Here is a 14,127-nt window from a genome sequence, read left to right on the forward strand (position 1 = left end):
ACCGCCCGCCTTCGCGTTACTTATTTCGATTTTAAATTTTGTTTTACTTGCTTGCCAGATACGCAGTCAGCTGCTCAACAAGTGCATCAACAACTTCCTGTCCGCCATTCTCCATAGCCTCGTCAACATTTGCCTTCAACATCTCTTTAATTGTATCGTAGGAGTTACCATAGCCATCTACGCGGATACCATGCAGCTTAACAGTTGCAACCATATCGGTAACAGCCTTACACTGTGCAACAGAGGTAGCTAAATCAACATCAGAGGTATCAAAGTGGAAACCAGTTACAGGCATGGTTACAAATGTGGAATCTTCCAGTTCATAACGTCTGTAAGCAAGTGTCTCATCATCATAGTATGTTCCAAGAAGCGCATAGGTCGGATTCCAAGTCATGCCATATCCACCAAACTGAGAATTGTAATCACTCAGAACATCTACTGTTCCTTCTTCCTCGCCATACGCAAAATCTGTTCCTTCAATACCATACTGAATCAGATCGTGTGCTTCCTGAGAGCCAAACATCCAGTCAAGGAACTTCATCGTTGCATCAATCTTTGTGGAGGTTGTTGGAATAGCCAGACCATTATTACCTGAACGGTCAGTTGGAATCGCTCCCTCTTCCTTATCACGGATCGAATCTACGTATACAAAGTAACCCAGTTCTGCATCATCATCTCCTGCTGCCTTCCAGGAGTCTACGTATTTCATATCTGCTACGTAATCATCCAGTGTACCAACGATAGATGCATTCAGACCAGCCTCAAACGGTGTACCACAATCAGTTACACTCAGGGAATCCGGATCAATATAACCTGCATCCTGCCAATTGGCAAACTTTTCATAACGGTCAGCACCAAAATCATGATTCCATCCCTCTGGGAAATCCTTAAAGTTCTCATCGCCGGAGCCTTCTACTGCATAGCTTACCAGCTCGCCATCTTTTACATAAGTCCAAATGGTCAAGCCTGCAGATGAGAATGACTGAAGTCCAGCCTGTGCAGATCCTTCCTGTGCTTCACCTCGAACAGAAAGCTGCTGGAAGAAACCTCTTGCCTGAGTTGCACCGTAAGGAATAACACCTGCATCTTTTGCTGCCTGCCAGTACTGCTCCATCTCATCATAGCTGTTGATCTGACCGTCTGTTCCTACACCCCAATCCTTTGCCCAGTCTTTTCTGTACCATACGACTGGAATACCATTTCCATAGGTCTCAAACAGTGGAATGTAACACATCTTATCGAACCAAATATTTGCTTCCATTACTTCTTCTGAGAATGCCTTTGCCAGTCCTGGATACTCATCTGGATTGTTAAAATAGGAAGAAAGGTCTGCATAATAGCCTTCTGGTGCCAGATTCTTTAACTGAACCCATGATGCGTCAAAAACAAGATCCCAGTCATTTCCACTTGTAATCTCAAGGTTTAACTTATCCTTATAATCAGCATGCTCAACCCATGTGATGTCCAGTGCTACGCCAACCTCATCCATGTACTCTTCTTCGTACTTTGCATATACAGCATCCCAGTTGTCTGGCTTTGGTCCCTTATGCATAAACTTGATTGTTACCACGTCTCCATCTTCTGCTGCCATTGCAGTTACGCCTGTGCCCATTGTACCAAACGCCATCAGACCTGCCATCGCCATTGCCATTTTTCCTGTCATCTTCTTCATTCTTATAATCCGCCTTTCTGGTTTGTTCCCTCTTGGGGCTCCCTGTTTGGGTATGGCTCCATTTTAGCTAAAAATTTTGGATTTTCAACACTACAAACTAACAGACTGTGCTTTTCAGTAGCATTTATACTATTTACTGTTGCTCTCCCTCATTTATCATATAGAATGAATGCTAAATCGTATAAAAAGTATAAAAATGCACTATGAGTTGATTTTTTAACTATTTTTCCCAGTGTTGAAAATTGAAGTTCATTTTTTAAGATGCAAATGCTTGTCAAACTTTTGTACCAATGATACAATTACAATAATTAAGTTCGGCAAAAAACTACACATAGAACGGAAAGGTATGGTTTTTTATGAAACAACATCACTCCCCTCTCACGCTATACCGGCAAGAGCTAAAAAAGCACTCTTATTTTAAACAGCTTTTTCACACATACGCACTAGTATCGGCCGCTTTGTTTTTGCTCTTTTCTGCGTTAATCACATACTATGTAAATGATGACTACAGACATACACTATCTGATATGCAGGAGCGAAGCATCAACCGTGCCTACCAGCTAAATCAATCTGTACTGCAGGATATCGCCAGCAGCTGCTTTAAAATTATGGAAGATGCCGATATGTCAGCGCTTTTGTATTCCACTGATTATACGCAAACAACAGGATTACAGGGGCGAAAAATTTATGATCAGATGAAGCAGACAAGTTCACTGATTCATTCACTTTACTTCATTAACTTTCGAACTGGAACTGTACTTGATGCCTATAACCGTAGCCCAATTGAAACGCACTACGATCAGGAGCTTTTCACCTTTTTGCAGGAACATACTCCGAACATCGCCTTCTATTATGGTCTGCCTAGATGGGTGTCCCGCGGTCCTAAATTTGCCTCTCAGCGCGTATTTTCACTGATTATCCATACTTCAAAGCTAGGTGCAATTGTTGTAAACATTGACTGTGATGCTTATGAGGAAATGATTCAGCTTGAGTCAAGCGATTATATCAACATCCTTGAGGTCTGTGGTGATGGCGATGTGCTTATTTCATCTGACCCAGAGCTGTGGGGTACAAATGTAAATGATGATGATACCTACAAAAAAATCACCGAGCGTGTTTCAAAAACGGATCATTTCTTGGAAGGCTCTGGACTACTAAAAAGTCGAGTTGTCTATTTACATAACAGCGGCATGGATTTGACATATTACTCTGTATTCAATCAAAATGCACTCTACACATCAAATCATCTGATCTGGGTTGTGCTACTTTATGGTGTATGTTTCATCGTACTCGGCATGCTAGTTACTTTCGGTGTTAGCGTGATCGTCTACAAACCCTTTCGCCTGTTCAAGGAAACGATCACAAACAGCTCTGCACTTACTGAAACAACTGTACAAACTGCAGGCATGGATGACTTTACGTATTTGTCAGGCATTTACCAAAATATTACTACAGCAAATGCACACCTTCAGGCGATGAGCAACAACTGGCTAAAGGAAAAGGATCGCATTACCTTAAAGCGCCTTATGACAAACGGAATCAATGCAAACCAGATTTATCCGCAGGAATACGAAGCACTAAACCAGTATTTCTGCCACGCATACAGCCAGATCGTTGTCATAAGCATCGACTTTTCCTCCAGCCAAAAGGAGGATTCAGGCGGAATTGGTCTTCTTCGCTACTCCATAAGCAATGTTTTTAATGAGCTAATGGAATCTAAGGTTCTCTTTATAAATATGGATATGTTCTTCCCAAGCGTTATCTATTTTGTCAATCACGATGATGCAACAAATGAGACACTGCGAAGCATTTTACTTGAAGGACAGGAATTTATGCAGAGTACCTTCCAAATTACATTGTCAATCGGTGTCAGTGAGCGTGTAAGAGACCTAGATGAATTGTCATTCTCCCATCGCAGCGCGCAGGATGCATTGAATCGACGTTTCCTTACTGGAGATGGCTCCATCCACTTTGCTGATGAACTCTCTCTGCCATCGCCAGCAGCCGAGCATTATCCATATGAACTGGATTCTGCCGCAATCGCAGCTCTAAAAAATACAGATTTTGACGCATTCTCAAATGCACTGACTGACTTGTTCAATGTAATTAGGCAATTTCATCTTGATCAGACGATTCGCTCTATTCTTCAGTTTGAGGTTGCAATGCAACGTTTTGAAAATGCAAATGATCTGATGGTTCAGACGCTCCCCTGGGAGATCGCCATTTTAACTCAGCTTGACATCAACACGATTCAAAATTATCTTCTAAATCGTGGAAAACAAGACATTGAAGAGTTGGCGGAGATTAAGAGTCACAGCAGCGAAAAGCCAGAGCTTATTCATACAATTTTAGAGCTAGTTGATTCCAATTTGTCTAACCCAAATCTTTCCGTTGTCTTCTTAGCAGGCGAGGTTCATCTATCCGTCAACTATCTTAGAAGCATTTTCAAGGAAAACACTGGCGATTCACTTTCAAACTACATCATTCAAAAAAAACTTGAACTGATCTGCCATCTTCTTGCAGACACAAACACAAGTCTTCAAGATATCAGCGATCAACTTGGATTTTCAACAAAGAACTATTTCTTCACATTCTTTAAAAAGCATATGGGCACCACGCCAAATGAGTACCGAAAAGAAAAGAAGCAGAATGAGCAGTAATTCAACTATTTTAAATTACTTGAAGCTTTTCCATCACGCAAAAAGAGCACCCTGACGGATGCTCTTTTTTATGCTTTCAATTCTTATCCTTTTTATTACAATTACATTGCATTTCTGCTTATTATTCTCTCTTAGCCCTTTACGGAACCAACTGTCAGACCCTGTACAAAATACTTCTGTAAGAATGGATACAGCAGGATAATTGGTCCAATTGCAACGATTATGGTTGCCATACGATATGCATAAGTCGGAAGTGTAAGCGAATTAAGACCTACTGCCTCTGCCGGTTGGTTTGCTGCATAGTTTACCTGACGTAAGATCTGCTGAATCAAATACTGTAAGGTGTAGTACTGGCTGTGGCTGGAGTCGATATACAGAAGACACTTATACCACTCATTCCAGTATGTCAGTGCGTAGAATAAACCAATCGTAGCGATTCCCGGAAGGGAAATCGGAATTATAATCTTAATCAAAATTGTGATATCGTTTGCACCATCAATCTTTGCAGACTCTGCAAGAGAAGCTGGAATTCCGCTGAAGAAATTTCTCATCAGAAGAATGTTCCATGCATTACAAAAGCTAGGAAGCAGCAAAACAAGAATGTTATTCTGCAAATGTAAAAACTTTGTTGTCAGAAGGTAATTTGCTACTAAACCGCCGTTAAACAGCATAGTAAAGTAGATAAACAGTGCCAGCACGCCTCTTGATTTAAAATTCTTTACAGACATCGCATATGCCGCACCACATGTAAATACCATTGAGAAAAAAGTTCCGACAATCGTTGTTCCAACAGTTATAAGGTATGCCTGCGGGATATCGCCACTGACGAATACAAGCTTGTACGCATCCAGCGAAAACTCAGACGGCCAGATATTGTAACCATTCTGTGTCAATGCACGCTCTGCAGTAAATGAGGAACCTAAAACTAACAAAAACGGAATCAGACAAATGATCGAGAACACTGTGATAAACAGATAAAAGCCTCCATTCATCACACGGTCGCTTCCTGTCATTTGAATATGCTTTTTCGCATCATATTGCTTCTTTTGTTTTTCTTTCTTTGCCATTTTACTTTCCCTCCCTCATCAGAATAATGCAGAATCTGGGTCTAACTTCTTCGTTAATGCATTTGTTCCAAGAACGATCACAAGACCCATAATAGACTGATACAAGGATACCGCAGAAGACTGTCCGATGTTACTTGACTCAACTAACATACGGTATACATATGTATCAATTACATCTGTTGTACGGTACAGCATGGTATTATTTAATACCAAGTTGTATATCATACCGAAATCACCATTGAAGATTTTTCCGATGCTCATGATAAACAGCATGACTGCAGTTGACTTTAACAAAGGAAGTGTCAAGTAACGGATACATTTACCTCTTGTTGCACCATCCACTCTGGCAGCCTCATACATCTCCTGATCAAGACCTGTGATAGTTGCCAGATACACAATAGAGCCATAACCTGCACCCTGCCATACTTTTAAGAATGTAAGAAGTGCCGGCCATACATCTGCATTCTGATAGAAGTTGATTCTCTCAAATCCAAGTGTTGCTAAGATGTTATTAATAAAACCATTGTTTGTCTTTAAAAGTGCCTCACAGAGAAGTGCAACGACTGTCCATGAAATAAAGTGCGGCAGAATGACAACTGACTGTGTAATCTTCTTAAACCACTTTCTTGATACCTCAGAAAGTGCAATTGCAATCAAAATTGATACCAGCATGGAACTGATAATAAAAAGTGCATTTAAATATAAGGTATTAAACGTTACCGTATAGAAGTTCTTGGAACCAAAGAATGCCTTAAAGTTCTTAAAGCCAACCCAATCACTTCCCCACAGTCCCTTAACGGCTGAGTACTTCTTAAAGGAAGCTATCAAATACACTAATGGTGCGTAAGAAAATACGCAGAACCAGATGACTGCCGGTAGTGCCAACAGACACAGATATGGATTGTAGCGGATATCATACAGAAGATTTTTGATGATACCATCCCCCTTTTTACTGCGAGGGTTTGTTTTTGTTTTTGCTTTCATAAAGCTCCACCTCTCTTTTTGTTTTCTTGTCTGCATTGTAGCGCACTCTTTGCTGAAAAAAAATCCCAAAAGCTACCGCCTTTTACAATCCGTTAGATTTCATAACAAATTCTGCGCCTGTTTTACAAGGCGCAGATGTTTATAAATATCTTACTTTACAGTTCAATCTTTTACGATACAGTTCAAAAAGTGATATTTTGTACTTGTTTTCGCACCAGATACGATAAATTTACCATTGTCACCGACAGTGACGTTAATCTGCTTCTTTGCAACCAAAGATTCATAATTAAATGATACAAAATCATCCTCATACAGCACACAGCTTCCTGTTTTATTTGTTCCAAAGCTCTTTACTGTGATATTAAATACAGTATCCTCTGTGACACATATCACAGGCTCTGCTACCGGAACCAGTGCACCGTCACGCGCAAAAACAAGCATCTCATTCCAGTCAGCTTCCAACACAAGACGTCTTCCACCTTCGATCTTTTCTCCTGTGAAGAAATTGTACCAATTACCTTCTGGAAGATAAACCTCACGGCTAGTTCCATCCTCAAGTGTCAGCGGGCATACAAGAAGATCCTTTCCGAAGAAATATTCATCATCCAGATTTCTCGCTGCCTCATCCTGCGGATATTCCATTACTACGGCACTCACTGGCGGAAGTCCTGTTTTTTGATACTCCTCAAATGCGCTGTACAGATATGGCACAAGCGACATACGAAGCTCAAACAGCTTTCGACATTCGTCTGTATAATATTGGGCTTCCTCCATTAGCTCGTTGTTTAAATTCTTCTGAATGTCTACCTGCTTCCACGGTGCATTTGGGATTCGCCAACAATTTAACAATGCATGATCTGAGAAGCAAACGGTCTGCACACGGCGAAGCAGATCATGACCATTTGCACAGTCACGCACTTCCGGCGCCCACAAAAGTCCTGAGAACGATGACGTTACCATACCACGAATAAATTCCTTGTGACTATATAGATCAGAATACAGCACAAATGGCATTGGTGCCGCAAGTGCACCAGAGGAACGAACCTGCGAGAATGTACGAATATTTTTCTTATGAAATACTTTTTCAAGCATATGCTGATAAAGAAGTCCTATTGCATTGTGCATCTGCTCACCATCCATTCCTCCTGGAAACTCGGTGCTGTCTGGGAAGGACCAACAGGACGGATTATAATCTGAATTATCACACTCATCGAGCTTAAATCCGGTAATTTCCTTGTCAATCAGCTCTTTTTCATGCCAGTCACCAAAGATCTCACAAGTCTCTTCCATTGAAAAATCTGGCACAAGACCGTTCCACACCTCATAATCGCCGCTGTATGGAACTAGTTTGTCATAAATTTTTGCTGCCGGGTAAACAAATGCATGCTCCCACAAATTAATGTGGTAATTGCTCTGCGTCAGCTCATCAATCAAGTCTTGCGGCTCTGGGAAAAGATTGCTCCACTCATAGGTACAGGAATATGAATGAGAATGCCAGCCAGGCTCTAATCCAATCACATCAATCGGCATCTTCTCATCTCGAAACTGTGATGCCAATTTTTTCACATGCTCCTGATCGCTACCGCCATACACGCGGTACCACATGCCAAGCCCCCACATGGGAACCTTACAACCACCACCTGAAAACAGGTTATAACGCTGAACTGCCGTCTTAATATCACCTGCAAAAAAATACAGATCAATGCCGCTTTCTGACGGAATTTCAATGATTACCTTTCGCTCTTCCTCTGCTCGCTTAAATGCATACAATGCTGACTCACTAAATTCTTTGTGCGGCTGATTCACTTCTTTTTTCATTGCAGAGGCACCCTTTTCGGCACTAGTTCCCATATAAAATGTAGCATAGCGATATGTATCCACAAATAGACCATATCCGGCAGTTGACACATAGAACGGCACAGGTGCATGACTTTCTCCAGTATCCATCTTCGGATCTGAATTTACCTTTATATAGCGTTTTCTTCCCGCTGCATTGACGCTCTGAAGCTGCAAGCCAAATCCAAAGATATCCTCACTTGTATTCATCGGAAGTGTCACCACGATTCCACGTGTTGTCTGCTTGATATTAACATCATCTGTGCCAAACGGAAGTTGTGGCTCTGCGCCCTGCTCTGCCGAAAGCACTGACAGCGCTTCCGTCTTGATTTCATTACTTCTGTGCGCAGTTGGAGTGTACGCAGATGGTGTTCCAAAACGCACCTTCCAGACGCCTAATGCGATCCGTTCCCATTTCTGTTCTTCTTTTAATCCTGTTTCTTGCTTTCTACTTGTCTCCATATTTTTCCATTCCTTCCGTATTAATAGCGTAAGCAAAAGTCCGCCTGATACCATCATTCTAACATCAAGCGGACTTGAAAAATACTTTGATTATTTACACTTGCTTAATTTTTACAATATCATACTCAAAAACATTTTTGCAAAATGACAATTCTTTCAAAAGAGCCTCTTCATCATCTGCTTATTTTCATACATCTTAGCATCTGCACTTTGCAGCAGTTTTTCTGTATCCTTGTCAGGATCATCACTCCATGCATATCCCATCGCTGCTGAAATCGGAATATCAGTCTTTTTATCTGCCGCTGCAAGTGCTTCTTTCACGCGCTGCATACATTCTTTTAAAAGCACCAAGACATATCAAACTTTCGCATATCTGCCTTGTCCATGCCTTACGCATATAAAAGCCTGCAAATATGGCTGTAAATCCCGACACTGCTGCAAACACAGCAAATATACCAGCATGAATATTTTTGACCAAAATCATACGATATATACCGCTTCGATTTCCTATTTGAAAATCTGACTGCTCAATTGCATCTGCTGCTTTTTCTGAGACATGAAAAAATTGAACCGTCAGCTTCTTTCCTGTTGGAACCTCGAATAAATGGACAAAACCTGTTCGCTTTCCTTCTGTGCGATAAAGACTTACATCATCGGCAAAGATTTCAAAATCAACCCAATGTGTTTTTAACATCATTATCCATTTTTTTCATTCTGCGATTTTGGAACATCATACTCATACTGAACAATTTCCTGCCCTCTGTTTTAATCACAGCGTACAGGGATTTTCAATGCAGAAAAGGCAGTCTTTCGACTGCCCTTTGTTATAACGCTAAAATAGCCATTCCGATCAAATGAACTACAAATGCTACCACCCATGCTACAGCACACTGGAATAGCACAATGCCTACTGCCCATTTTGTTCCTAGCTCTCTTTTAATGGAAGAGATTGCTGCAATACATGGTGTGTACAGAAGACAAAATACAAGAAGAGATGCTGCTGACAGCGGCGAGAGTACTTCCAACAATGTCTTTGTACTTCCAAACAATACTGAAAGTGTAGAAACAACGCTTTCCTTTGCCATAAATCCTGCAATTAAAGATGTGCAAATACGCCAGTCACCAAAACCAAGCGGTGCAAAGATTGGTGCGATTGCACCTGCCACTGCAGCTAAAATGCTGTCTTTTGAATCTGCTACCATGCTTAAATGTAATCCAAATGTCTGCAAGAACCAGATTACAAGAGATGCCATAAAGATTACAGTAAATGCTCTTTGAAGGAAATCTTTTGCTTTATCCCACATCAGCTGGAGTACATTTTTTGCTCCTGGAAGACGATAATTTGGCAGCTCCATTACAAATGGAACAGCCTCTCCATGAAACATAGTCTTTCTGGAAATAACAGCTGTTAAAATACCCATTGCTATACCTAAAAAGTAAAGACCAATCATGATAAGACCGCTTTGCTTTGGAAAGAATACCGATGTAAAAAATCCATAGATGGGAAGCTTAGCCGTACAGCTCATAAATGGTGTAAGCATAATCGTCATCTTACGGTCGCGCGCTGACGGCAGTGTTCTTGTCGCCATTACACCAGGCACTGTACATCCAAATCCAACCAACATTGGCACAATGCTTCGTCCGGAAAGGCCAATCTTACGAAGCGGCTTGTCCATGACAAAGGCAACTCGTGCCATATAACCACTATCCTCAAGCAATGATAAGAATAAAAACAGTGTAACAATAATAGGAAGAAAGCTAAGTACACTTCCGACACCATTAAATATACCATCAATTACAAGAGAATGAAGCACATCATTGACCTGCCATAGCGTCATCACAGCATCTGTCTTTTGCGTCAGCCAGTCAATTCCAATCTCCATCACATTTTGAAGTCCTGCGCCGATCACACCAAATGTCAGCCAGAATACAAGTGCCATGATTGCAGCAAACATTGGAAGTGCCGTATAACGTCCAGTCAATACTGCATCGATTTTCCGGCTTCTTTCATGCTCTTTGCTTTCACCTGGCTTAATCACTGTCTGATCACACAGCTTTTGAATAAATGAAAAACGTATGTCTGCGATGGATGCCGCGCGGTCAAGTCCACGCTCTTCTTCCATCTGCACAATGATATGCTCAATCATTTCCTTCTCGTTTTGCTCTAAGTTTAATGCCTGCTCAACAAGCTGATCGCCTTCAACAAGCTTACTTGCCGCAAAACGCACCGGAATACCTGCCCTAACAGCATGATCTTCGATCAGATGCATTATTGCATGAAGGCATCGATGAACTGCTCCGTTATGACTGTTTTCATCGCAAAAATCCTGTCGGCTTGGCTTTTCCTGATATTGTGCCACATGAATTGCATGGTTTATAAGCTCTGTAATACCCTCATTTTTTGCTGCTGAGATTGGGACAACTGGAATACCAAGCATAGACTCCAATTTATTGATGCGTACAGATCCGCCATTTCCGCGCATCTCATCCATCATATTGAGTGCAAGCACCATAGGCACATCAAGCTCCAAAAGCTGCATTGTCAGATACAGATTTCGCTCAATATTTGTGGCATCCACGATATTTATAATGCCGGTAGGCTTTTGCTTAATAATAAACTCTCTTGTCACAATCTCCTCACTGCTGTAGGGAGACATTGAGTAAATTCCAGGCAGATCCGTCACAAGCGTATCAGGATGATTTCGAATCTGACCATTTTTGCTGTCAACTGTCACGCCTGGAAAATTTCCAACGTGCTGGTTTGAACCAGTCAACTGATTAAAAAGTGTTGTCTTTCCGCAGTTTTGATTTCCTGCAAGAGCAAATGTCAATACTGTTCCCTTAGGAACTGGATGCTCATCTGCCTTTTGGTGGAAACGTCCGCCTTCACCAAGACCAGGATGCTCTGTCACAGCATTCTCTTTGGAAATATTTTTTGTGTTCTTTTCCCTTTTGCCATCTGCCTTTGTCACAGAAGATTCATCAATTAAAATCTTCTCTGCATCTGCCAGACGAAGAGTCAGCTCATATCCGTGGATTCTAAGCTCCATCGGATCGCCCATCGGCGCCAGCTTTACCACCGTCACCGAAACTCCGGGAATCACACCCATATCAAGAAAATGCTGCCTCAGCGCACCTTCTCCTCCAACAACGGTGACAACCGCTGTCTTTCCTATTTCAAGATCCTTAAGTGTCATATTATGTCACTTCCTTTGTGAATATATCGACTTTGATGTCTTTTTCAGAAGCCATTATAGCAATTCACGATGGATTTGAAAATAGTTATTGAAAATATTTTTCATTTATAGTTTAATAAATCTTTTTTCTTGGGTCAATAGAATAAACCTTTTTGTTTTCTATTGATGTAAATGGTCCTGGAAAACTTTGTTCTCCTCTAGCTTCCCCAAAGAAATCTCCTGCCGTGAGTGTATTTGTTGATACTGGCTTTAACTTCTCTGCGTTGTCTATCAGATTTATTCTCTTTTCCTGTCCATGGAAAAAGACCGGCTTTTTAGCTGCCTCATCAAATGTAATGGTATATGCCTCAGTATCTACCTTAACACAAACCCAGGCAGTCTGTCCATTTTGATCAAAACCATAAAATTCCTTCCATGTTTTTAAATCCAAGCATACCTCTGGTTCTGGATACATTACACGCAAATATCCAGAAGGCTGATTTGCATAACAGTTATTTTCTGCCTCATTATGCTGTGTAGGAAATGTAATCGCAGACTGACCACATTCATAGAAAAAATTGTTAAAAATTCTAGTATCACGTCCCGTTCCGCCTCGCATCATATCCTGCTCCATGCGAAATGAAACTGGCTTTGCAAAATATCCAGAACCTCTGCACTTTCCAAAGAAATTATTAGAAAGATACAGATGATCAGTTCCTTCACCATACACACCATATCCATTTACCACATCGTGTTCACGCAGCTTATACCAGCCACTTGAACCAGGCTCCTTCGGGATTTTTTCCTGGTCAAACCTGCCCTCTATGTTCCAGAAAATATTGTTATCGATCAAGTTTGTCTCATCTCTGCTGCACTCAATAAAAACTGCCTCTCTTTGCTCAATACCATCTAAAAACAAATTTTGTGTAATGCGGTTATTTTCATTTCCGCAATCAAGCCACAAATGATCGGCACGATATGTTCGTTTAAAAATATTACGACGAAACAGACTTCCCACACTGTTATGCAGTTTTATACCCGCAGCTTCCCAGGACAATTCCATTTTCTGCCATCCTGTTCCTTCGATTAAATTGTCCTCTATAAGCACATGCTCTGCAAATAATCCTGCAATTCCGCAAACACCAACATCCTTGATATGACATCCTCTAATAATTGTATATCCGATTTGTTGATCCGGTAAAATATCATGATGCCAGCATTCATTTCCAATATCAATTCCAACTGCATTTGACCAGTCAATTGTGCAGTTCTCAATAATCCAATGATGACCGCGCATGCATGAAAGAGCTCCACGTTGCGGAACTGGTGCTCCCATCGCTGCATGTGCACACGTGATTCCTTTAACATGAATATATGAAAGAAATGGAATCTCAGGTGCAAAACATTGCTCTCGGCATGTAAGTTCAATCGTATGCATTCTCGGGTCTTCATCATTTTCCAGTCGAAAATGTATCGTCTGACCATTTGCTTCTACCCAATAGCTTCCTGGCTGTTCTGTCATCTGACGATAAAGTGCTACCTGTACAAGTGGTTTTCCATCACAAAATACCATGCCTCTTCGATTTAAATATGGTGTCATATCTGTTTTATCATACTCAATAAATAACCTGTCATGCAAAATATTAACTGCGCAAAACGGATTATATCCTTTAAATTGCTCTGGGTTTAAATGATGACACCAAATTATCGGAGTTTTTTCCTCACCTTCTATTTCTCCCATTATCCAGCCCGTACTTTTTTCAAACTCGGTCACTTCTTCCGAAGCTTTTATAACAACATCTCCATCCCCTGCAGCTTCATATAAAACCATTTTTTCTGGTCCCTCTCCTCCAGCCTGAGGACGAACACATTCGCGATAAGTACCCTGATGAATAACAACCTTTGTACCTGCCACAGCACGCCTTGCAGCCTCTGAAATTGTTTTTAGTGGTGCCTCACTGCTTCCATCATTATTGTCTGCACTCATCTTATGCGCTGGATTTACATGAATCACCGTATCATAACTACACGGCATTTCCCAGCTGACAAATTCACTTCCATCTGGAAGTACTGACATAATATCTTTTTTCATTTTTTCCTCCTTTTTGATATTTTGTACTTGATTTATTGTAAGAAAAACGTTAAACTATAGCATATAGTACTACTGTTTTTATCATTTTAGAATGTATTATTTTATACTTTTGTTGTATTACTATGTAACTATGTTACTGTTTATATAGACTGTAACACAAATATATAAGGAGGTTTTA

The 14,127-nt window shown here is 40.9% G+C and carries 9 protein-coding genes; 1 reads left to right on the forward strand and 8 read right to left on the reverse strand.

From position 1 onward, the window contains the following. Window positions 1–43 precede the first annotated feature (43 nt). Window positions 44–1,672 carry an extracellular solute-binding protein gene (locus WJP93_RS04705; protein WP_066563845.1) on the reverse strand — a complete coding sequence of 543 codons (1,629 nt, stop codon included), beginning with the start codon at window positions 1,670–1,672 and terminating at the stop codon, window positions 44–46. Between the two features lie 356 nt (window positions 1,673–2,028). Between WJP93_RS04705 and WJP93_RS04710 the strand changes: the two genes are divergently transcribed. Continuing rightward, entirely contained in the window at window positions 2,029–4,332 is a 2,304-nt protein-coding gene (locus WJP93_RS04710; RefSeq protein WP_066563842.1) for an AraC family transcriptional regulator, read from the forward strand. 131 nt (window positions 4,333–4,463) lie between these two features. Here WJP93_RS04710 and WJP93_RS04715 read toward each other — a convergent pair whose 3' ends face one another. From WJP93_RS04715 to WJP93_RS04745, 7 genes are all read right to left on the reverse strand, one after another. After that, window positions 4,464–5,399 carry a carbohydrate ABC transporter permease gene (locus WJP93_RS04715; protein ID WP_066563839.1) on the reverse strand — a complete coding sequence of 312 codons (936 nt, stop codon included), beginning with the start codon at window positions 5,397–5,399 and terminating at the stop codon, window positions 4,464–4,466. 18 nt (window positions 5,400–5,417) lie between these two features. Next, window positions 5,418–6,383, reverse strand: a complete 966-nt coding sequence (locus WJP93_RS04720) for an ABC transporter permease subunit (RefSeq protein WP_337547160.1) — start codon at window positions 6,381–6,383, stop codon at window positions 5,418–5,420. Window positions 6,384–6,545: 162 nt separating this feature from the next. Beyond that, on the reverse strand, window positions 6,546–8,681 hold the full coding sequence (locus WJP93_RS04725; protein ID WP_066563834.1) for a TIM-barrel domain-containing protein: 2,136 nt from the start codon (window positions 8,679–8,681) through the stop codon (window positions 6,546–6,548). A gap of 156 nt (window positions 8,682–8,837) precedes the next feature. Further along, window positions 8,838–9,011, reverse strand: coding sequence for a diguanylate cyclase (locus WJP93_RS04730; protein ID WP_156501023.1), 174 nt, complete (start codon window positions 9,009–9,011; stop codon window positions 8,838–8,840). Beyond that, entirely contained in the window at window positions 8,974–9,378 is a 405-nt protein-coding gene (locus WJP93_RS04735) for a hypothetical protein (RefSeq protein WP_066563832.1), read from the reverse strand. Before WJP93_RS04735 ends, WJP93_RS04730 begins: the two co-directional genes overlap by 38 nt. Before the next feature lie 127 nt (window positions 9,379–9,505). After that, window positions 9,506–11,878 carry a ferrous iron transport protein B gene (gene feoB / locus WJP93_RS04740; protein ID WP_337547161.1) on the reverse strand — a complete coding sequence of 791 codons (2,373 nt, stop codon included), beginning with the start codon at window positions 11,876–11,878 and terminating at the stop codon, window positions 9,506–9,508. A gap of 112 nt (window positions 11,879–11,990) precedes the next feature. Next, the gene (locus WJP93_RS04745) at window positions 11,991–13,949 is read right to left on the reverse strand and encodes a right-handed parallel beta-helix repeat-containing protein (RefSeq protein WP_308731823.1); all 1,959 of its coding nucleotides are present in this window, start codon (window positions 13,947–13,949) and stop codon (window positions 11,991–11,993) included. Between the last annotated feature and the right edge of the window lie 178 nt (window positions 13,950–14,127).

It is taken from the genome of Anthropogastromicrobium sp., from assembly GCF_037349415.1.
GTDB lineage: Bacteria > Bacillota > Clostridia > Lachnospirales > Lachnospiraceae > Anthropogastromicrobium > Anthropogastromicrobium aceti.

Bases quoted from the DNA above. Each gene is read 5' to 3' on its own strand.
- WJP93_RS04705 (WP_066563845.1), bottom strand. From the start codon at position 1,672: ATGAAGAAGATGACAGGAAAAATGGCAATGGCGATGGCAGGTCTGATG.
- WJP93_RS04710 (WP_066563842.1), top strand. From the start codon at position 2,029: ATGAAACAACATCACTCCCCTCTCACGCTATACCGGCAAGAGCTAAAA.
- WJP93_RS04715 (WP_066563839.1), bottom strand. From the start codon at position 5,399: ATGGCAAAGAAAGAAAAACAAAAGAAGCAATATGATGCGAAAAAGCAT.
- WJP93_RS04720 (WP_337547160.1), bottom strand. From the start codon at position 6,383: ATGAAAGCAAAAACAAAAACAAACCCTCGCAGTAAAAAGGGGGATGGT.
- WJP93_RS04725 (WP_066563834.1), bottom strand. From the start codon at position 8,681: ATGGAGACAAGTAGAAAGCAAGAAACAGGATTAAAAGAAGAACAGAAA.
- WJP93_RS04730 (WP_156501023.1), bottom strand. From the start codon at position 9,011: ATGCAGCGCGTGAAAGAAGCACTTGCAGCGGCAGATAAAAAGACTGAT.
- WJP93_RS04735 (WP_066563832.1), bottom strand. From the start codon at position 9,378: ATGATGTTAAAAACACATTGGGTTGATTTTGAAATCTTTGCCGATGAT.
- feoB (WP_337547161.1), bottom strand. From the start codon at position 11,878: ATGACACTTAAGGATCTTGAAATAGGAAAGACAGCGGTTGTCACCGTT.
- WJP93_RS04745 (WP_308731823.1), bottom strand. From the start codon at position 13,949: ATGAAAAAAGATATTATGTCAGTACTTCCAGATGGAAGTGAATTTGTC.